The following is an 18,741-nucleotide window of genomic DNA, read 5'->3' as shown; positions in this document are numbered from 1 at the left end:
TCAGCCGCCCAGGTCCGGCGATACCCTGGGGGGATGACCGCCGTCCGCGCACCGCTGACCCCCGGCACCGTTTCGCCCTGGCGCGAGGTGCCCACGCACATCGCCCGGCCGGAGTACGTCGGCAGGGATTCGCCCACCCCGTGGCGCGGCTCGCACGTGCAGACCCCGGAGACCATCGAGCGGATGCGCTTCGCCGGTCGGCTGGCGGCCCAGGCGGTGCAGCTCGCCGGCGAGTACTGCAAGCCCGGGGTGACTACCGACGAGATCGACCGGGTGGTGCACGAGTTCCTCTGCGACCACGGGGCCTACCCGTCCACGCTGGGGTACAAGGGCTTCCCAAAGTCCTGCTGCACCAGCCTCAACGAGGTCATCTGCCACGGGATCCCGGACTCGACGGTGTTGACCGACGGCGACATCATCAACGTCGACGTGACGGCGTACATCGGTGGTGTGCACGGCGACACCGACGCCACGTTCTGCGTCGGTGAGGTCTCCGAGGAGGCCCGGCTGCTGGTGGAGCGGACCCACGAGGCGATGATGCGGGGCATCCGGGCGGTCGCCCCGGGCCGGCAGATCAACGTGATCGGCCGGGTGATCGAGTCCTACGCCCGCCGGTTCCGCTACGGCGTGGTCCGCGACTTCACCGGCCACGGCATCGGTGAGGCGTTCCACAGCGGGCTCTACGTGCCGCACTACGACAGCCCGCGCCCCACTGACGTGATGGAACCGGGGATGACCTTCACCGTCGAGCCGATGATCACCCTCGGCACCCACGAGTACGACGTCTGGCGCGACGGCTGGACCGTGGTCACCAAGGACCGCCGGTGGACCGCGCAGTTCGAGCACACCATCGTGGTGACCGACGACGGCTACGAGATCCTCACCCTGCCCTGACGGCCGCCGGAGCGGGCCCACCGGTCCGACTCAGCACGTTCTCGCAGTGGTCGAGCCACCGGACCTCCGCCTCCGCCTGGAACAGCTGGGCGTCCAGCACCAGCCGCTGGGCCAGGTCGGCAGGGGCGACCGCCAGCCGGGTCCGGTTCAGGTCCCGCAGCTCGTCCATGATCGCGGCGCGTTGGGTGGCGAGGATGGCCGGTACGTCGGCACCAGGGCTGACCAGCGCGACCGCGACCTTGATGGCGAGCTCGTCCCGGCCACGGGTGGCGCGGGGGACCGGGCTGGCGAACCAGCGGGCCAGTTCGTCCCGGCCGGGACCGGTGATCTCGAACGGTCGCTGCCCGGCCTCGTTGGCCGGCAGGGCGTGGACGAGGCCGTCGCGCTGCAGCCGGGCCAGCGTGGTGTAGACCTGCCCGATGTTCAGCGGCCAGGTCTGGCGGGTCTGCGCCTCGAACACGGCGCGGAGCTGGTAGCCGTACATCGGTCCGGTCCCGAGCAACGCCAGCAGGCCGTGACGGATGGACATGGCACTCGAGTATGCGTACCAGGTATGGCGCCGGCAACCGAGGTCATGAATCCGGGGTCAGGTGTCGGGCCGGCTCGGGTCGGCCGGCGGCTCAGTCCGGCCGCCCCGGCCAGGTCGGCACGACCGGTGTGCTGCCTGCGGTCTGCCGCCACTGGGTGGCCCGCACCGCGTACTCGATCATCGCGGTCAGCGCCGATTCGCGCTGCGGGCCCTCGGTGGCCGCCAGCAGGTCCCGCCAGACGGCGGCGCTGCGCTCCTCGACCTCGGCCGCCAGGCGCAGCGCGCTGGCCTGGTCGGTGACGGGGAAGGGCACCTCGTAGGCCGCCTGGGCCGGCACGATGTCGCTGCCGGTCGAGCGCAGGATCAACTCGTCGCGTCGCGTCCGGTGGGCGGTCTCGGCGGTGCGCGCCCGGTTGACGGCGTCACCGGTCAGCTGTGCCCCGATCAGCCCGTACGCGAAGATCGCCGCATGTTCGGCGGCCAACGCCCGGTCCCACGGGGTCATCGGAGCACCTCCAGGTGGCAGGCGCGGGCGGCGGCGATCGTCCCGAGCAGCGCGGCGCGGTCGGCGGTCGCGGCGAGGCACGCGGCGACGGCGGCGTCGCGGGCCGACTCCTCGGCGGTACGCAGCGCGGCGACGACGGTGGCGCGGTCAGGTGCCGGTGTGCCGGTGCCATCCGGGCTGACGGTGGCGCCGCCGCTGGCCACCGGGCCTTGCGCGGTGGCCGTCGGGTCCGCCGGGGACGTGGGCGTCGCCAGTTCGGTGCCGGTGACCCGGGCGAGTTCGGCTGCGTGCGCCCGATGGGTGGTGGCGATCGGTGTCAGCAGGGCATCGAGGTCGGCCACGCTGGCGGCTGCGGCCGCGTACTCGTCGGCCAGCTCGACCGTTGCGGCGAGCAACCCGGCGAGCGGGTCCGGGGCCGGTTCGGGCTCCGGGGTGCGGTCGAACAGGCCGCAGCCGGTGACCGCCGCTGGGGTGGCGGCGGCGAACATCGCGCCGGCGGCGCCCCGGATCAGGTCCCGCCGGCTGCAGCCGGCACCGGTTCGCGCGCCCGGACGGCCGGTGGCGCGGGCACGCCGCACCGGGTGGTGGTGGGGTCTGGACACCGGGCTAGTCAACACCATCGGTGCGGCGGATGCGCCGGTACCGGCCCGATTGGGCGTCGGCCGGCCGCCGGCTCGAACCCTGTCGCGGGCAGGCGGCGTGTCGTAGCGGTGTGGCGACGCTCGGTGTCGACGGCCGCCTGTGGTGCCCGGTGGTCGACCCACGCGTCGCCCCGGGTGGTTTCGTCGGTGCGCCGGGCGGTCGATCCCTTCGGGGGCGCGTTACGCTCTGCCCAGCCCCGGATGAACCGCATCCGGCGATGCCGCCGCAGTGGTGACGGCGCATGTCGAAGACGATAACGGTGGAAGGGTGCGGAGATGACACAGCGTGACCGTGCCGGTGGCAGGTCACCCGGTTCCCGCTCCCGTCCCGAGGGCGGCCCGCGCCCCCGGGTCGAGCCGGTCGTGCGGCGCGACCGCCTGCGCGCGGTGATCGAGCCGGTGGTCGTGGCCGCCGGCTTCGACCTCGAGGACGTGTCGGTGTCCCGGGCGGGGCGTCGCCACCTGGTCCGGGTGATCGTCGACGCGGACGGCGGCGTCGGTCTGGACGCGGTGGCGGAGGTCTCCCGGTCGATCTCGGCGGCTCTCGACGAGGCCGAGTCCACCGCCGGCGCGGATCTGGTCGTCGGTGAGTACCAACTCGAGGTCAGCTCGCCCGGGGTGGACCGTCCGCTGCGGTTGCCCCGGCACTGGCGGCGCAACGTCGGCCGGCTGGTCCGGGTGAGCGCGGCCCAGCGTCAGGTGACCGGCCGGGTCGTCGCCGCCGACGACGCCTCGGTCAGCCTGGACGTGGACGGATCGGTGCGGCAGTGGCCGTACGCGGATCTCGGCCCCGGCCGGGTCCAGGTGGAGTTCCACCGCCTTGACGAGGTCGTCGACGACGACCTCGCGGATTTCGACGACGACCTGGCGGATTTCGACGGCTCGACCGACGACGAAGTGGAGGACGAGGAGAGGTGAACATCGACCTCGCGGCGCTGCGCGCACTGGAGCGCGAGCGGGAGATCCCGTTCGACACGATTCTCGCGGCGATCGAGGCCGCGCTGCTGACCGCGTACCGGCACACCGAAGGCGCCCAGGCCCAGGCCCGGGTCGAGATCGACCGCAAGAGCGGCATGGCGCTGGTGTACGCCCAGGAGGTCGGCGACGACGGCGTGGTGGTTCGGGAGTGGGACGACACCCCGCACGACTTCGGGCGGATCGCGGCGATGACCGCCAAGCAGGTGATCCTGCAGCGGCTGCGGGAGGCCACCGACGAGGTGCACTTCGGCGAGTACGCCGGACGCGACGGTGACCTGGTCACCGGGATCGTCCAGGCCCACGAGGCGCGGACCGAGAAGGGGATCGTCACCGTCGACCTCGGCAAGCTGGAGGCGGTGCTGCCGGCACCCGAGCAGGTGCCGGGGGAGAGCTACCCGCACGGACAGCGGCTCCGGTGTGTGGTGGTACATGTCGCCAAGGGCTTCCGTGGTCCGCAGATCACGCTGTCCCGGTCGCACCCGAACCTGGTGAAGAAGCTCTTCGCCCTGGAGGTGCCGGAGATCGCCGACGGCACCGTGGAGATCGCCGCGATCGCCCGCGAGGCCGGTCACCGTACCAAGATCGCGGTACGGTCGACGACGCCCGGCGTGAACGCCAAGGGCGCCTGCATCGGGCCGATGGGTCAGCGGGTCCGGGCGGTGATGAGTGAACTGCACGGCGAGAAGATCGACATCATCGACTGGTCGGACGACCCGGCGACGTTCGTGGGCAACGCCCTGTCTCCGGCGAAGGCGCTACGGGTCGAGGTGGTCGATCTGGCCAGCCGTACTGCCCGGGTGACGGTGCCGGACTTCCAGTTGTCGCTGGCCATCGGCCGGGAGGGGCAGAATGCCCGCCTTGCTGCCCGGTTGACCGGTTGGCGGATCGACATTCGCCCGGATACCGAGGCGGCGCCCGCCGGACGCGACCCTGCTCCGGAACCGGGCGGCGCGGTCTCTGGCGCGGCGGGGTAGACTTTCTTCGTGGTACGACGTGCGTCGCCGGAGCGCACCTGTGTGGGCTGTCGGCGACGTGCACCGGTTCACGAGCTACTACGGTTCGTCGTGGTGGGGGGCGAGAACGAGTTGCGCCTGCGACCCGATCCGATCCGTGGTCTGCCGGGGCGAGGTGCGCACCTGCATCCCGATCCGGCGTGTCTGCAGCTGGCACAGCGGCGTCGCGCTTTCGGGCGGGCGTTGCGCGTCACCGGTGTCGTGGACTCCGGTGAGCTGGCTGAGCACATTCGCGCGTCAACCGCTACGTCCGGTCATCCGGCCGGACGAGGGTCGCACAGCAAGGTAGGACGACCGACATGAGCACACGATGAAGTCCCAGCAATGATCAGGCTTCAAGTGCACGAGTGAGGTCGCTGCGGGTGCTGCCCGCACGACCTCGGAGTGAGGAGTGCAGTGGCAGGCAAGGCCCGCGTACACGAGCTCGCCAAGGAGCTCGGGGTCGAGAGTAAGACCGTTCTCGCCAAGCTCAAGGAGATGGGCGAGTTCGTGAAATCCGCGTCGAGCACGGTGGAGGCACCGGTCGCCCGACGCCTCCGTGGTGCGTTCGCGGCATCCGCCCAGTCGTCGACCTCGGCACCGGCCCCGTCGGCCGCGCCGTCGACGGGTGGCACCGAACCCAGGATCTCCGCCAAGCCGGCTCCGCCGCGTCGACCGGCCGCCCCGTCGTCGATGCGGCCCAAGGGCCCGGTCCCCGGACCGCCGCCGTCGGCGGCACCGGTGGCCAAACCGGCCAGCGCCCACGACATCGAGGTGGCCGCCGCCGAGGCGCGGGCCGCCGCGCTCAAGGCCGAGCAGGAGGCGAACGTCAAGGCCGCCCAGCAGGCGGCGAAGCAGCGCGACACCACCCGTCGGGACGCCCCGCCGGAGGGTGGCCCACGGCCCAAGCCCGGTCCGGGCTCGGTGCCGCCACGGCCGGGCAGCCCGGCCGCGGGCCGGTCGACCGGTGGCCGTCCGCCCGCACCCGGTGCGCCGTCGGCGACGCCGGGTCGTCCGGGCGCCCGCCCGCCGGCCCGCAGCGGCGGCAACAACCCGTTCGGCATCACCCAGGGCGGCGGGCAGCGGCCTGCCGCCGGTAGTGGCGGTCCCCGACCCAATCCGGCGTCGATGCCGCCCCGGCCGAGCCCAGCCTCGATGCCGCCCCGGCCGAGCCCGGCGTCGATGCCGGCGCAGCGGCCGGGTCGACCCGGTGGTCCCGGCGGTGCCGGGCGTCCGGGTGGTCCCGGCGGTGCCGGTCGCGGTGGCGGCGGCGGTGGTTTCCGTGGCGGTCCCGGTGGCGGTGGCGGCGGCGGTGGTTTCCGTGGCGGTCCCGGTGGCGGTGGCGGCGGCGGTGGTTTCCGTGGCGGTCCCGGTGGCGGTGGCGGCGCGGGTGCCGGCGGTGGTTACCGCCCCGGCGCGCCAGCCGGTGGCGGCGGTCGGCCCGGTGGCGGCGGCCGTGGCCGTGGTGGCGGTACGGCCGGTGCGTTCGGTCGGCCCGGTGGCCGTCCCACCCGTGGTCGCAAGTCCAAGAAGCAGCGCAGACAGGAGTTCGACAACCTGTCGGCACCGACCATGAGCTCGGGTGCACCACGCGGCCAGGGCCAGGTCGTCCGGCTGTCGCGGGGCGCGTCGCTGTCGGACTTCGCAGACAAGATCAACGCGAACCCGGGTTCGCTGGTCCAGGAGATGTTCAACCTGGGCGAGATGGTCACCGCGACGCAGTCCTGCTCGGACGAGACCCTGCAGTTGCTGGGTGAGCACCTCGGGTTCGACATCCAGATCGTCAGCCCGGAGGACGAGGACCGCGAGCTGCTGGCGCAGTTCAACATCGACCTCGACGCCGAGGTCGCGTCGGACCGGCTGGTCAGCCGGCCGCCGGTGGTGACCGTGATGGGCCACGTCGACCACGGTAAGACCAAGCTGCTCGACGCCATCCGCAAGACCAAGATGGTCGAGGGTGAGGCGGGCGGCATCACCCAGCACATCGGTGCGTACCAGGTGCAGGTCCCGCACGACGGGGTCGACCGGGCGTTGACCTTCATCGACACCCCGGGCCACGAGGCGTTCACCGCCATGCGTGCCCGTGGTGCCCAGGTCACCGACATCGTGGTGCTGGTGGTCGCGGCCGACGACGGCGTCATGCCGCAGACCATCGAGGCGCTCAACCACGCCAAGGCGGCGGACGTGCCGATCGTGGTCGCGGTCAACAAGGTCGACAAGCCCGAGGCCAACCCGGACAAGGTCCGCCAGCAGCTGACCGAGTACGGCCTCGTCGCCGAGGAGTACGGCGGCGAGACCATGTTCGTCAACGTGGCGGCCAAGCCCGGGATCGGCATCGACGACCTGCTGGAGGCGGTCCTGCTGACCGCCGACGCCGCGTTGGAGCTGACCGCCCCGATCGACGGTCCCGCGCAGGGCATCGCGATCGAGGCCCACCTGGACAAGGGCCGTGGTGCGGTGGCCACCGTGCTGGTGCAGAAGGGCACCCTGCGCACCGGTGACTCGATCGTCGCCGGTGGGGCGCACGGCCGGGTCCGGGCGATGCTCGACGAGAACGGCCAGCAGGTCTCCGAGGCCGGGCCGGCCCGTCCGGTGCTGGTGCTCGGTCTGACCGCGGTGCCCAGCGCCGGCGACACCTTCCTCGCCGCGCAGGACGACCGTACGGTGCGGCAGATCGCCGAGCAGCGGCAGGCACGCCGCCGGGCGGCGAGCTTCGCCAACTCGCGCGGTCGGGCCACGTTGGAGACGCTCATGGAGCAGATCAAGGAGGGCGAGAAGACCTCGCTCAACCTGATCCTCAAGGGCGACGTCTCCGGCTCGGTCGAGGCACTGGAGGACGCGCTGTTCAAGCTCGACATCCCGGACGAGGTCCAACTGCGGATCCTGGACCGGGGCGTGGGTGCGATCACCGAGAGCAACGTGATGCTCGCGAGCGCGTCCGCCGAAGCGGCGACGATCATCGGCTTCAACGTCCGGGCCTCCAACAAGGTCCGGGAGATCGCCGAGCGCGAAGGCGTGGAGATCCGGTACTACACCGTCATCTACCAGGCCATCGAGGAGATCGACGCAGCGCTCAAGGGCCTGCTCAAGCCGGAGTTCGAGGAGGTCGAGCTGGGCAGCGCGGAGATCCGCGACGTGTTCCGTTCGTCCAAGATCGGCAACATCGCCGGCTGCATGGTCCGGTCCGGCGTCATCCGCCGCAACGCCAAGGCCCGCCTGCTGCGCGACGGGGCGGTGGTCGCGGACAACGTCACGATCAGCTCGCTGAAGCGCTTCAAGGACGACGCGACCGAGGTCCGGGAGGGCTTCGAGTGTGGTCTGACCCTGGGTAACTACAACAACATCCAGGTCGGCGACGTCATCGAGACCTTCGAGATGCGGGAGAAGGCTCGCGCCTGACCCGCTGAGGTGACACAGCGACCCGACGGGCGGTCGGGACCGGCGCAGCTGCGCCGGTCCCGACCGCCCGTCGGTCGTCGTCGGCGGCGTGGTCAGGCGTATCCTGCGGGACGATGTTCACCGGAACCGCACTCTTCGACATGTTGCTGCCCGGCGACTCCCAGTCGCTGAAGGCCAAACGCTCCTACGTTCGCCCGATCGTCGCCGCGCTGCGCCGGTTCGAGGTGTCGGCGGCCGAGGTCGGTGCGCTCGACCGGCACGGCCGCGCCGAGATCGCGGTCGCGGTGGTCGCCGCCGACGCGGCACACGTCCGCGAGGTGCTCGACAACTGCGAGCGGACGGTGGCCGGCCGGCCCGAGATCGAACTGCTCTCCGTACGCCGTCGCCTCTACGGTGTCGACGACTGAGCGCCGCACCTGGCACAGGTAGGGTCGAGACGTTGACGGACTGCGCGGAGGTAGCAAGATGACGGATCCAGCCCGGGTACGCCGGCACGCCGAGCGCGTGCGCGAGCTGGTGGCTTCGGTGGTGCGTACCCAGATCAAGGACCCTCGGCTCGGGATGATCACGATCACCGACGCGCGGATCACCGCCGACCTGCGCGACGCGACGGTGTTCTACACCGTGCTCGGCGACGCTGCGGCCGAGGCCGGTACGAAGGCGGCGTTGGACAGCGCGAACGGCCTGCTGCGCAGCACGGTCGGCAAGGCGCTGGGGCTGCGCCACTCGCCGACGCTCACCTTCGTCCTGGACAACGTCCAGGAGCACGCCAAGCACATCGACGACCTGCTGGCGGCGGCCCGTAACGCGGACGCCGAGGTGCAGCGTCTGGCGGCGAACGCCCGGTACGCCGGGGACGCCCAGCCGTACCGCGAGGACGCCGACGAGGACGACGACGAGGCCGAGGCCGATGAGGACGACGATGCCGCGCCGGCCTCGGCCGACGGGGTGGATCCGGGGCGGCGGGCGCGATGATCAGCGTTCCCTCGCCGGCCGGTCCGCTGACCGACCGGGTGTCGGGGCCGACCGAGGACGAGTGGGCGGCCGCCGTGGCGGCGATCGAGGCGGTGCCGGCCGGTGGCCGGGTGCTGCTGCTGTGCCACGTGAACCCGGACGGCGACGCCCTCGGCAGCATGCTCGGGTTCGGCCTCGGGCTGTGCCGGCTGGGCGGCCGCCAGGTCCAGGCCGCCTACCCCGGGGGGCAACAGTTGCCGCCGGCGCTGCACGGCATGCCCGGCGCCCACCTGCTGGTCGCGCCGCACGAGGTGTGGTCCGATCCGGACCTGGTGCTCTGCTTCGACGTGGCCAGTGCCTCCCGGCTGGGCACGCTGGCCGACCGGATGTCGGCACCGACGTCGATCGTCGTGGACCACCACGCCTCCAACACCCGGTTCGGCGGCATCCATCTGGTGGATCCGGGTGCCGCCGCGACCTCGGTGGTGGTGCAGGGTCTGCTCGACCGACTCGGCGTACCGCTGGACGTGCAGATCGCGGAGTGCCTGTACATCGCGTTGGTCACCGACACCGGCTCGTTCCGGTTCGAGATGACCACCCCGGCCGTGCACGAACTGGCCGCCCGGTTGCTGGCCACCGGGGTCGCACCCGCGCAGATCGCCCGGCGGGTCTTCGACAGCCGTCCCTTCGGCGCGGTCCGGCTGTTCGGGGCGGTGCTGCAGCGCAGCGTTCTGGAGCCGACGGCTGCCGGCGGGCGGGGGCTCGTCTGGACCTACGCCACGCTGGCCGATCTGGAGACCTACGATCAGCAGCCGTACGTCTTGGAGGCGCTGATCGATTCGGTCCGCTGTACCGTCGAGGCCGACGTGAGCTGCGTGCTCAAGCAGGTCGCCGAGGCCACCTGGGCGGTGTCGATGCGCAGCAAGGGCGGGGTGGACGTGAGCCGGGTCGCGGTCGCGCTCGGCGGCGGCGGGCACCGGCTCGCGGCCGGTTTCACCGGCGTCGGCGCGGCACCGGACGTGATCCAGGCGATCCGCGCCGAACTGGACTGATCCGTACCGGTCGCGGGGTCGCGCGCGACGTCGCCTCGATCGGTGCCCGGACGGTCGGCGGGCGCGGCGGCCCGACCTGCTTCACTCGCCGTGAGCTGGCGGGGACAATCGGATGATGGAACAGCCGTCTGAGCTTGCCGCGGACGTGCCGCGGACGTGGGACCGGCCGGTGGTCTCGATGCCGGTCATCGCCGTGCTGTCGCTGGTCGGCGGGCAACTGCCGTCATTTTCGACGGCGGCCAATCTCTACACCATCGGTACCGGCGGCGCGTTGATCTGGATCGGCCTGTCCAGCAGGGTGCCCCGGCGGCCGTCACCGCGCCGTCTCGGCGACGGCGCCGTCTGGTGGGTGCTGCCGGTCGCGGTCTTCACCGTCTTCGAGTCGGCGACCTTCGCGCTCGGCTCGACCGAGGACTTTCCGACCTTCTCGAAGCTGGCCGACCCGGTGCTGGAGGCCCCGCTCGCCCGCAGCGCGGGATACTTCGCCTGGCTCGCCGCGTTCTGGGCGTTGGTGCGTCGATGAGCATGGCCCGCATCGTCGTGGTCGGCGGTTTCGTGCTGGCCGTCGCCCTGTTCGTGGCGGTGGAGGTGCTCGCCCGCCGGCCGGGCTCGCGCATCCCGTCGTTCGGTGACGTCTGTGCCTACGTCATGCAGTACGAGGTGGGCAAGGTACCGGTCGGGCGCCTCGGGGTGCTCGGCTTCTGGTGGTGGGTCGGGTGGCACTTCTTCGCCAGGTGATCGACGGACGGCGATGCAATTCTTCCACATCATGGGAACGGTGGGCAGGATGTGGACCTGAACGATAGCTTGGGTGTGGCGCTGGCCACACCTGCCCGCGTTCTGCTCGCCTGGTCGCGACCCGGAGATCCCGGCTCTGTCGCTGTTGGCGTCCCGTGTCCACTATGCGAGAAGGTCGTGTCGCCATGCCCAGCAAGCCCAAGCCCGAGACCACCGACGACGCCCGGGAGCAGGCCCGCCGGGCACTGCAGATGTCGATGGACACCCGCCAGTAGCAGGCTGCTCGCGTCGTAAGTGACGTAGGCAACAGCGGTCCTTACTGATCGGCTGCGATGCTCTGCGTCGATGACCAGTGCCCGTGGGCCGGGGACCGCCCCGCGCCAGGTGTCCCACCGGCGGATCGCGCACCTCGCGCTGCCCGCCCTGGTGGTGCTCGCCGCTGAGCCGCTGTACGTCCTGGTCGACACGGCCGTGGTCGGCCGCCTCGGTGCCACCGCGCTCGCCGCAGTCGCCGTCGGTGGCACCGTCATGTCCGTCGCCGCCTGGCTCGGTACCGTCGCGGCCTACGGCACCACCGGCCGGGCCGCCCGCCGGTTCGGTGCCGGTGACGCCTCGGCGGCCCAGGCCGAAGGTGTCCAGGCATCCTGGCTGGCGTTCGCCGTCGGGGTGGCACTCGCCGTCGCCGCGCAGTTCGCCGCCGGCCCGGTCACCGCCGGACTCGCCGGCCCGGGCAGCCCGGTCGCCGACGCCGCCGCCCAGTGGCTGCGGATCGCGGCCTGGGGCGCGCCCGGTCTGCTGCTGGCCGCCGCCGGCAACGGGTGGATGCGCGGGGTCCAGGACACCCGCCGCCCCCTGCGGTACGTCCTGGTGGCCAACGGGATCTCCGCCGTACTCTGCCCGCTGCTGGTCTACCCGGCCGGCCTCGGCCTGGTCGGCTCAGCGGTCGCGAACGTGGTCGCGCAGACCCTCGGTGGCGCGCTGTTCGTGCGTGCCCTGATCCGGACCGGCGTACCGCTGCGCCCCCGGCCGCAGCACCTGCTGACGCACCTGGCCGTCGGCCGCGACCTGCTGATCCGGGGCGCGGCGTTCCAGGCGAGCTTCCTGTCCGCGACCGCCGTGGCGGCCCGGTACGGCACCGCCCCGGTCGCCGCCCACCAGATCGCCATCCAGCTCTGGTTCTTCACCGCGCTGGCGATGGACGCCCTCGCGATCGCCGGGCAGTCGCTGATCGGCGCCGCGCTCGGTGCCGGTGACGCGGTGGGTGCCCGGCTGCTCGCCCGCCGCCTGGTCTGGCTCGGTGCCGGCGCCGGAGTCGTGTTCGCGGCGGTGTTCACCCTCGGCGCCCCGGTGGTCCCCGGCTGGTTCAGCCCGGATCCGGCCGTGCACGACCAGGCCATGCTGGTCTGGCCGTGGTTCGTGGCGCTGCAACCGGTCGCCGGTGTGGTCTTCGCTCTCGACGGGGTGTTCATCGGCGCCGGTGACCTGCGCTATCTGCGGAACCTGACGATCGGAGCGGCCCTCGGCGGCTTCCTACCGGCGATCTGGGCCAGCTACGCGTTGCAGCTGGGCCTGGCCGGCATCTGGGCCGGGCTCGGTCTGTTCATGCTCGTGCGGCTGGTCGGGTTGGTCGCCCGGCTGCGGTCACCGCGCTGGGCAGTGCTCGGCGTGCCGGTGGACCGGACCTGATCGCCGTGGCGCGGTGGGATCTGGCAGGCTTGGCAGTCGTGAGTACGCACGGACTGATCGTGGTCGACAAGCCGGCCGGGATGACCTCGCACGACGTCGTCGCCCGGATCCGGCGGCTGGCCGGGACCCGACGGGTCGGCCACGGCGGCACCCTGGACCCGATGGCGACCGGAGTGCTGATCGTGGCGGTGAACCGGGCCACCCGGCTGCTGACCTATGTGATCGGCGCGGGGAAGAGTTACACCGCCACGATCCGACTGGGCGTGTCGACGACGACCGACGACGCCGAGGGCGAGGTCACCGCCCGCACAGCGGTGACCGACGTCACCCCGGAGCGGATCCGGGCCGGCCTTGCCGCGCTGACCGGCGAGATCGACCAGGTGCCGAGCGCGGTCAGCGCCATCAAGGTCGACGGGCAGCGGGCGTACAAGCGGGTCCGCGCTGGCGAGGACGTGGCGCTGGCCGCCCGTCGGGTGACCGTCTCCCGGCTGGACCCGTTGGCCGTACGGCCCGACGACGACCGCCACGTCGACGTCGACGTGGCGGTGGACTGCTCGTCCGGCACCTACATTCGGGCGATCGCCCGTGACCTCGGTACGGCGCTGGGGGTCGGTGGACATCTCACCGCGCTGCGCCGCACCGCCGTCGGCGGCTTCGCCCTCGCCGAGGCGGCGACCCTGGCCGAACTGGAGCAGCAGGCCCCGGACGTGGTGCGGCTGCCGTTGGCCGCCGCCGCCGACCGGATCCTGCCCCGGCGGGAGGTGGGCGCCGACGAGGCGCGGGTGCTCGGGCACGGCGGCCCGATCCCGCCGGTCGGTCAGCCGGGTCCGTACGCGGTCTTCGACCCGGCCGGTGAGCTGCTGGCGGTGGTCTCCGAACGGGGCGGTCGGGCCCGCGCGGAGATCGTGCTGGCTCCGGCGTGACAGCATCGGTGCGGCCGGTGGCCCCGGTCGGCGCAGCCCTTACGACAGACACGTGGCACCACAGGCGGGAGGCACAATGCAGCGGTGGCGGGGCGTGACGGCGGCCAGTGGTGGCTTGGGGCGGTCGGTGGTCACCATCGGCGTGTTCGACGGCATCCACCAGGGACATCAGGCGATCATCGGGCACACCGTCAAACGCGCCCGTGACCTCGGCATCCAGTCCGTGGTGGTCACCTTCGACCCGCATCCGGCCGAGGTCGTCCGGCCGGGCAGCCACCCGGCGGTGCTGACCGGCCCGGCGCGCAAGGCCGAGTTGATCGAGGCGCTCGGCGTCGACGTGCTCTGCGTCCTGCCGTTCACCATGGAGTTCTCCCGGCTGACCGCCGAGCAGTTCGTCCACAACCTGCTGGTCGAGCAGTTGCACGCGGCGGTGGTCGTGGTGGGGGAGAACTTCCGGTTCGGTCACCGGGCGACCGGTGACGTGGCGCTGCTGGAGCAGCTCGGCCGGACCTTCGGGTTCGCGGTCGAGGGCGCGGGTCTGGTCAGTGACAACGGGACGATCTTCTCGTCGACGTACATCCGGGCCTGTATCGACGCGGGTGACGTGACCGCGGCGGCCGCCGCGCTGGGACGCCCGCACCGGCTCGAAGGCGTGGTGGTGCGCGGTGACCGGCGGGGCCGTGAGATCGGTTTCCCCACCGCGAACCTGCTCACCCCGCAACACGTGGCGGTGCCGGCCGACGGCATCTACGCGGCCCGCCTGGTCCGCTCCGACGGCCCGGTACGCCCCGACGGGCTCAGCGGGGGAGGCCCAGGGCTGCCGGCGGCGGCCTCGATCGGCACCAACCCCACCTTCGCCGGCCGCGACCGACGGGTCGAGGCCTTCATCCTCGACTTCGACGGCGACATCTACGGCGAGCAGGTGGCGATCGACTTCGTGGCCCGGCTGCGGGAGACCCGTCGCTACGACGGCGTCGGCCCGCTGGTCGCCCAGATGAACGCCGACGTCGTCCAGGTGCGGGCGGTTCTCGGCGCCTGAACGCGACGCCTGACGACCCGGCCGGGGCGACCCACCGTGGCCTTGCGATCCCGCGCGGCGACCTGCTGGTAGCCTGAACCCGGCGTCGGAACACCGACGTGTCGTCTCGCGTGCCTGCACGACGCCGCGGGTGCGAGGCGAGGGACACCCCCACACAGATCAGGGAGACCATGGCGCTCGATCAGGAAGCCAAGCGCAAGATCCGCGAAGAGTACGCCACCGCCGAGGCGGACACCGGTTCGCCGGAGGTCCAGGTCGCGGTGCTGACCAAGCGGATCGCCGACCTCACCGGGCATCTCAAGGTGCACAAGCACGACCACCACAGCCGTCGTGGTCTGTTGCTGCTGGTCGGTCGGCGTCGCCGGCTGCTCAACTACATGCAGAAGAAGGACATCAACCGCTACCGGTCGCTGATCGAGCGACTCGGCCTGCGGCGGTGACGTGACGGCGCGGCGGCACCGGTGACGGTGCCGCCGCGCCGCACCACCACCCGACACCGGGCCACCACGACCCACCCGTCGACGGGAGCCGGTCAACGTACCGGTCCTCGGTAGTGGCCCCCGGGCCAGCCGGCACCGCCGGCTCCCCCGGGCGCTTCGATCGAAGACCGGCCGGTTGAGCAGCTCCCCGAGGTCGTGGCCCACGACGCGTAAAGGAGCGCGACATCACCATGACCGAGCAGAACACTCTCGGCACCCAACGCAGTACCGCAGTGATCGACAACGGGTCCTTCGGCACCCGCGAGGTCACCTTCTCCACCGGCCGGTTGGCCCGTCAGGCCGCCGGTTCGGTGATCGCCCAGCTGGGCGACACCGTGGTGCTCTCCGCCACCACGGCGAGCAAGCAGCCGCGTGAGCATCTCGACTTCTTCCCGCTCACCGTCGACGTCGAGGAGCGGATGTACGCCGCGGGCCGGATCCCCGGCTCGTTCTTCCGCCGCGAGGGCCGGCCCAGCGAGGAGGCGATCCTCACCTGCCGGCTGATCGACCGGCCGCTGCGGCCGACCTTCGCCAAGGGCCTGCGCAACGAGGTCCAGGTCGTCGAGACCGTGCTCGCCCTCGACCCGGCCCACCCGTACGACGTCGTCGCGATCAACGCGGCGTCGATGTCCACCAAGCTCTCCGGCCTGCCGTTCTCCGGGCCGATCGGCGCGACCCGGATCGCCCACGTGGACGGTCAGTGGGTGTCCTTCCCGACCCTCGACGAGCTGGCCCGCGCCACCTTCGACATGGTCGTCGCCGGCCGGGCCCTGCCCGACGGCGACGTCGCGATCATGATGGTCGAGGCGGAGGCCACGCCGCAGGCGGTCGGTCTGATCGCCGGTGGCGCCAGCGCGCCGACCGAGGAGGTCGTCGCCAGCGGGCTGGAGGCGGCCAAGCCGACCATCCGGGAGCTGTGCCGGGCGCAGAGTGAGCTGGCCGAGGTCGCGGCGAAGCCGATCGCCGAGTTCCCGGTCTTCCTGGACTACGCCGACGACGTCTACGAGGCGGTCGTGACCGCCGGCCGCGACGAGGTCGCCGAGGCGCTGAAGATCGCCTCCAAGGCCGAGCGCGAGGACGCCCTCGACCGGATCAAGGAGAAGGTCGCCGGCGAGCTCGCCGAGCGGTTCGAGGGACGCGAGAAGGAGCTCGGCGCGGCCTTCCGGTCGCTGACCAAGTCCGAGGTGCGCGCCCGGGTGCTCCGCGAGCAGGTCCGCATCGACGGCCGCGGCCCGCGCGACATCCGGCCGCTGACCGCCGAGGTCGGGGTGCTGCCCCGGGTGCACGGCTCGGCGCTGTTCGAGCGTGGCGAGACCCAGATCCTCGGCGTCAGCACGCTCAACATGCTCCGGCTGGAGCAGACGCTGGACACCCTCTCCCCGGAGAAGTCCAAGCGCTACATGCACAACTACAACTTCCCGCCGTACTCCACCGGGGAGACCGGCCGGGTCGGTTCGCCGAAGCGGCGCGAGATCGGCCACGGCGCGCTCGCCGAGCGGGCCCTGGTGCCGGTGCTGCCGACCCGGGAGGAGTTCCCGTACGCGATCCGCCAGGTCTCCGAGGCGCTGGGCTCCAACGGCTCGACCAGCATGGGCTCGGTCTGCGCCTCGACGCTGGCGCTGCTGTCGGCCGGTGTGCCGCTGAAGGCCCCGGTGGCCGGCATCGCGATGGGGCTCATCTCCGACGAGGTCGACGGGCAGACCCGCTACGTCACGCTGACCGACATCCTCGGAGCCGAGGACGCCTTCGGTGACATGGACTTCAAGGTCGCCGGCACGCCCGAGTTCGTCACCGCGCTGCAGCTCGACACCAAGCTCGACGGCATCCCGTCGGACGTGCTGGCCGGTGCGCTGCAGCAGGCCCGCGAGGCCCGACTGGCCATCCTCGAGGTGATGCGCCAGGCGATCGAGGGCCCGGCCGCGATGAGCGAGCACGCGCCCCGGGTCACCACGGTGAAAATCCCGGTCGACAAGATCGGCATGGTGATCGGCCCGAAGGGCCAGACCATCAACGCGATCCAGGACGAGACCGGCGCGGACATCTCCATCGAGGACGACGGCACCATCTACGTCGGCGCCACCAACGGGCCGTCGGCCGAAGCCGCCGTCGAGCGGATCAACGCGATCGCCAACCCGACGCTGCCGAAGGTCGGCGACAAGTTCCTCGGTACGGTCGTCAAGACCGCCGCGTTCGGCGCCTTCATCTCGCTGCTGCCCGGCCGTGACGGCCTGCTGCACATCTCCAAGGTGGGCGACGGCAAGCGGGTCGAGCGGGTGGAGGACCACCTCAACGTCGGCGACAAGGTCGAGGTGTCCATCGCCGACATCGACGCCCGAGGCAAGATCTACCTGGACAAGGTCCGCCCGGAGGGTGCCGAGGCACCGGCCGCCGAAGGTGGTGCCGAGGCCGCTGACGGCGGCGACCGGCCCGGCGGTCGGGACCGGGGCGACCGTGGGCCACGCGACCGGGGTGACCGCGAGCGGGGCGACCGTGGCCCGAGCCGGGGCGACGGTGACGGCGGGGAGCCGCGTCGCCGCCGCAACCGGCACAGCTGACGCCGGCCGGCATGGCTCGGACCGCACCGGTCACCGGCCGGGGCAGGTCCCGGCCGGTGACCCGGACACTCACCACCGACCCGTTGGGCGGCACGGTACGCCGTACCGTGCTGCCCAACGGGCTGCGGGTGGTCACCGAGGCGATCCCGGCGATGCGCAGCGTCTCCTTCGGAGTGTGGGTCGGCGTCGGATCCCGCGACGAGACGCCCGCCCGATCCGGTGCCTCGCACTTCCTGGAACACCTGCTGTTCAAGGGCACCCACCGGCGTACCGCCTGGGAGATCTCCTCGGCGATCGAGGCGGTCGGCGGCGAGACCAACGCCTTCACCGCCAAGGAGTACACCTGCTACTACGCCCGGGTGCTCGACGAGGACCTGCCACTGGCCATCGACGTCGTCTGTGACCTGGTCGCCAACTCGGTGATCGATCCGGCCGACGTGGAGACCGAACGCGGCGTGATCCTCGAAGAGATCGCGATGCACGACGACGAACCCGACGACGAGGTCCACGACCTGCACGCCGAGGCGGTCTTCGGGCCGCACCCGCTCGGCCGGCTGATCTCCGGCACCGAGGCGACCATCTCTGCGCTGACCCGCCGGCAGATCAACGACTTCTACCGTCGCCGCTACACCCCGGGGGCGATGGTCATCGCCGCCGCCGGGAACCTCGACCACCGTACGGTGGTCCGCCAGGTCCGGGCCGCGCTGCGGGGCAGCCCGCTCGACGCCGAACGGCCCGGCCAGCCGGATCCGCCCCGGGCGGCGACCCCGGCGGTACGGACCCGGCCGCCCCGGGTGGTCCTGCGGCACAAGGAGACCGAGCAGGCCCACCTGGTGCTCGGCGGTTCCGGGATCCACCGCACCGACGATCGGCGGTTCGCCCTCGGCGTACTGAACAACGTCCTCGGCGGTGGCATGTCGAGTCGGCTGTTCCAGGAGGTCCGGGAGCGGCGCGGGCTGGCCTACTCGGTCTACTCCTACGCCAGCCAGTACGCCGACGCCGGCACGTTCGCCGTCTACGCCGGCTGCGCGCCGACCCGCCTCGACGAGGTGCTGGCCCTGGTCCGCGCCGAGCTGGCGGCGATGGCCGCGCACGGAATCACCCCGGACGAACTCGCCCGGGGTAAGGGCATGAGCCGGGGCGGCTACGTGCTGGGGCTGGAGGACACCGGTTCCCGGATGGGGCGGCTGGCAAAGGGCGAACTGCTCTACGGCGAGCAGTTGCCGGTGGACCACCTGCTCCAGCGGGTCGCGGCGGTGACCGTCGAGCAGGTCGCCGAGGTCGCGGCGGACCTGCTCACCCGGCCGATGTCGCTGGCGGTCATCGGCCCGGTGGAGTCGGCGACGCTGTCCGGACCGTGACGCGCCGGGTGGGATA

The 18,741-nt window shown here is 72.3% G+C and carries 19 protein-coding genes; 16 read left to right on the top strand and 3 right to left on the bottom strand.

Annotated elements, in window-relative coordinates; genetic code table 11:
* Positions 1-33: 33 nt before the first annotated feature.
* Positions 34-894, top strand: a complete 861-nt coding sequence (gene map / locus ACN28F_RS06355; protein ID WP_289207144.1) for a type I methionyl aminopeptidase — start codon at positions 34-36, stop codon at positions 892-894.
* On the opposite strand, the gene ACN28F_RS06350 is transcribed toward map, so the two are convergent.
* From ACN28F_RS06350 to ACN28F_RS06340, 3 genes are all read right to left on the bottom strand, one after another.
* Positions 881-1,423: a PadR family transcriptional regulator gene (locus ACN28F_RS06350; protein WP_289207143.1), complete on the bottom strand. Its 543-nt coding sequence runs from the start codon at positions 1,421-1,423 to the stop codon at positions 881-883. The genes map and ACN28F_RS06350 overlap by 14 nt on opposite strands.
* 91 nt (positions 1,424-1,514) lie before the next feature.
* Positions 1,515-1,928, bottom strand: a complete 414-nt coding sequence (locus ACN28F_RS06345; RefSeq protein ID WP_289207142.1) for a ferritin-like domain-containing protein — start codon at positions 1,926-1,928, stop codon at positions 1,515-1,517.
* The gene (locus ACN28F_RS06340) at positions 1,925-2,530 is read right to left on the bottom strand and encodes a hypothetical protein (RefSeq protein WP_421357208.1); all 606 of its coding nucleotides are present in this window, start codon (positions 2,528-2,530) and stop codon (positions 1,925-1,927) included. The genes ACN28F_RS06345 and ACN28F_RS06340 overlap by 4 nt, the downstream gene beginning before the upstream one ends.
* 315 nt (positions 2,531-2,845) lie before the next feature.
* On the opposite strand from ACN28F_RS06340, the gene rimP reads away from it, so the two are divergent.
* The 15 genes from rimP to ACN28F_RS06265 all read left to right on the top strand — a co-directional run bounded on the left by rimP (position 2,846) and on the right by ACN28F_RS06265 (position 18,725).
* Positions 2,846-3,487: a ribosome maturation factor RimP gene (gene rimP, locus ACN28F_RS06335; protein ID WP_421357207.1), complete on the top strand. Its 642-nt coding sequence runs from the start codon at positions 2,846-2,848 to the stop codon at positions 3,485-3,487.
* Positions 3,484-4,521 carry a transcription termination factor NusA gene (nusA, locus tag ACN28F_RS06330; protein WP_289207139.1) on the top strand — a complete coding sequence of 346 codons (1,038 nt, stop codon included), beginning with the start codon at positions 3,484-3,486 and terminating at the stop codon, positions 4,519-4,521. The genes rimP and nusA overlap by 4 nt, the downstream gene beginning before the upstream one ends.
* A 9-nt stretch (positions 4,522-4,530) precedes the next feature.
* The gene (locus tag ACN28F_RS06325; protein ID WP_353850466.1) at positions 4,531-4,863 is read left to right on the top strand and encodes a YlxR family protein; all 333 of its coding nucleotides are present in this window, start codon (positions 4,531-4,533) and stop codon (positions 4,861-4,863) included.
* Positions 4,864-4,956: 93 nt separating this feature from the next.
* Complete coding sequence (gene infB, locus ACN28F_RS06320) at positions 4,957-7,938, top strand: translation initiation factor IF-2 (protein WP_289207137.1); 2,982 nt, start codon at positions 4,957-4,959, stop codon at positions 7,936-7,938.
* Positions 7,939-8,051: 113 nt separating this feature from the next.
* Positions 8,052-8,345, top strand: coding sequence for a DUF503 domain-containing protein (locus tag ACN28F_RS06315; protein ID WP_289207136.1), 294 nt, complete (start codon positions 8,052-8,054; stop codon positions 8,343-8,345).
* A 58-nt stretch (positions 8,346-8,403) separates the two neighbouring features.
* On the top strand, positions 8,404-8,913 hold the full coding sequence (gene rbfA, locus ACN28F_RS06310) for a 30S ribosome-binding factor RbfA (RefSeq protein ID WP_289207135.1): 510 nt from the start codon (positions 8,404-8,406) through the stop codon (positions 8,911-8,913).
* Positions 8,914-8,939: 26 nt separating this feature from the next.
* Positions 8,940-9,944 (top strand): DHH family phosphoesterase, encoded by a 1,005-nt coding sequence (locus ACN28F_RS06305; RefSeq protein ID WP_421361289.1) that lies wholly within the window; start codon positions 8,940-8,942, stop codon positions 9,942-9,944.
* Positions 9,945-10,059: 115 nt separating this feature from the next.
* Positions 10,060-10,467, top strand: a complete 408-nt coding sequence (locus tag ACN28F_RS06300) for a hypothetical protein (RefSeq protein WP_289207133.1) — start codon at positions 10,060-10,062, stop codon at positions 10,465-10,467.
* Between the two features lie 2 nt (positions 10,468-10,469).
* Positions 10,470-10,682 carry a DUF6186 family protein gene (locus tag ACN28F_RS06295; protein WP_289211044.1) on the top strand — a complete coding sequence of 71 codons (213 nt, stop codon included), beginning with the start codon at positions 10,470-10,472 and terminating at the stop codon, positions 10,680-10,682.
* 345 nt (positions 10,683-11,027) lie between these two features.
* Positions 11,028-12,368, top strand: a complete 1,341-nt coding sequence (locus ACN28F_RS06290) for an MATE family efflux transporter (RefSeq protein ID WP_289207132.1) — start codon at positions 11,028-11,030, stop codon at positions 12,366-12,368.
* Positions 12,369-12,448: 80 nt separating this feature from the next.
* Positions 12,449-13,291, top strand: coding sequence for a tRNA pseudouridine(55) synthase TruB (truB, locus tag ACN28F_RS06285; protein ID WP_421361287.1), 843 nt, complete (start codon positions 12,449-12,451; stop codon positions 13,289-13,291).
* Between the two features lie 76 nt (positions 13,292-13,367).
* On the top strand, positions 13,368-14,330 hold the full coding sequence (locus ACN28F_RS06280) for a bifunctional riboflavin kinase/FAD synthetase (protein WP_421357206.1): 963 nt from the start codon (positions 13,368-13,370) through the stop codon (positions 14,328-14,330).
* Between the two features lie 170 nt (positions 14,331-14,500).
* Positions 14,501-14,770, top strand: coding sequence for a 30S ribosomal protein S15 (gene rpsO, locus ACN28F_RS06275; RefSeq protein WP_278117399.1), 270 nt, complete (start codon positions 14,501-14,503; stop codon positions 14,768-14,770).
* 230 nt (positions 14,771-15,000) lie between these two features.
* Complete coding sequence (locus ACN28F_RS06270; RefSeq protein ID WP_289207130.1) at positions 15,001-17,364, top strand: polyribonucleotide nucleotidyltransferase; 2,364 nt, start codon at positions 15,001-15,003, stop codon at positions 17,362-17,364.
* Between the two features lie 11 nt (positions 17,365-17,375).
* A complete protein-coding gene (locus tag ACN28F_RS06265) occupies positions 17,376-18,725 on the top strand; it encodes a M16 family metallopeptidase (RefSeq protein ID WP_421357205.1) in 1,350 nt (449 codons plus the stop codon).
* Positions 18,726-18,741 lie beyond the last annotated feature (16 nt).

Origin of the sequence: Solwaraspora sp. WMMA2101, assembly GCF_049179175.1 — a bacterium.
GTDB lineage: Bacteria > Actinomycetota > Actinomycetes > Mycobacteriales > Micromonosporaceae > Micromonospora_E.
This window is presented reverse-complemented; position numbering and strand designations above follow the sequence as displayed.

Excerpts from the sequence above, each read along its gene's own strand:
- map (WP_289207144.1), top strand. The coding sequence starts at position 34 with ATGACCGCCGTCCGCGCACCGCTGACCCCCGGCACCGTTTCGCCCTGG.
- ACN28F_RS06350 (WP_289207143.1), bottom strand. The coding sequence starts at position 1,423 with ATGTCCATCCGTCACGGCCTGCTGGCGTTGCTCGGGACCGGACCGATG.
- ACN28F_RS06345 (WP_289207142.1), bottom strand. The coding sequence starts at position 1,928 with ATGACCCCGTGGGACCGGGCGTTGGCCGCCGAACATGCGGCGATCTTC.
- rimP (WP_421357207.1), top strand. The coding sequence starts at position 2,846 with ATGACACAGCGTGACCGTGCCGGTGGCAGGTCACCCGGTTCCCGCTCC.
- ACN28F_RS06315 (WP_289207136.1), top strand. The coding sequence starts at position 8,052 with ATGTTCACCGGAACCGCACTCTTCGACATGTTGCTGCCCGGCGACTCC.
- rbfA (WP_289207135.1), top strand. The coding sequence starts at position 8,404 with ATGACGGATCCAGCCCGGGTACGCCGGCACGCCGAGCGCGTGCGCGAG.
- ACN28F_RS06300 (WP_289207133.1), top strand. The coding sequence starts at position 10,060 with ATGGAACAGCCGTCTGAGCTTGCCGCGGACGTGCCGCGGACGTGGGAC.
- ACN28F_RS06295 (WP_289211044.1), top strand. The coding sequence starts at position 10,470 with ATGGCCCGCATCGTCGTGGTCGGCGGTTTCGTGCTGGCCGTCGCCCTG.
- ACN28F_RS06290 (WP_289207132.1), top strand. The coding sequence starts at position 11,028 with ATGACCAGTGCCCGTGGGCCGGGGACCGCCCCGCGCCAGGTGTCCCAC.
- truB (WP_421361287.1), top strand. The coding sequence starts at position 12,449 with ATGACCTCGCACGACGTCGTCGCCCGGATCCGGCGGCTGGCCGGGACC.
- ACN28F_RS06280 (WP_421357206.1), top strand. The coding sequence starts at position 13,368 with ATGCAGCGGTGGCGGGGCGTGACGGCGGCCAGTGGTGGCTTGGGGCGG.
- rpsO (WP_278117399.1), top strand. The coding sequence starts at position 14,501 with ATGGCGCTCGATCAGGAAGCCAAGCGCAAGATCCGCGAAGAGTACGCC.
- ACN28F_RS06270 (WP_289207130.1), top strand. The coding sequence starts at position 15,001 with ATGACCGAGCAGAACACTCTCGGCACCCAACGCAGTACCGCAGTGATC.
- ACN28F_RS06265 (WP_421357205.1), top strand. The coding sequence starts at position 17,376 with ATGGCTCGGACCGCACCGGTCACCGGCCGGGGCAGGTCCCGGCCGGTG.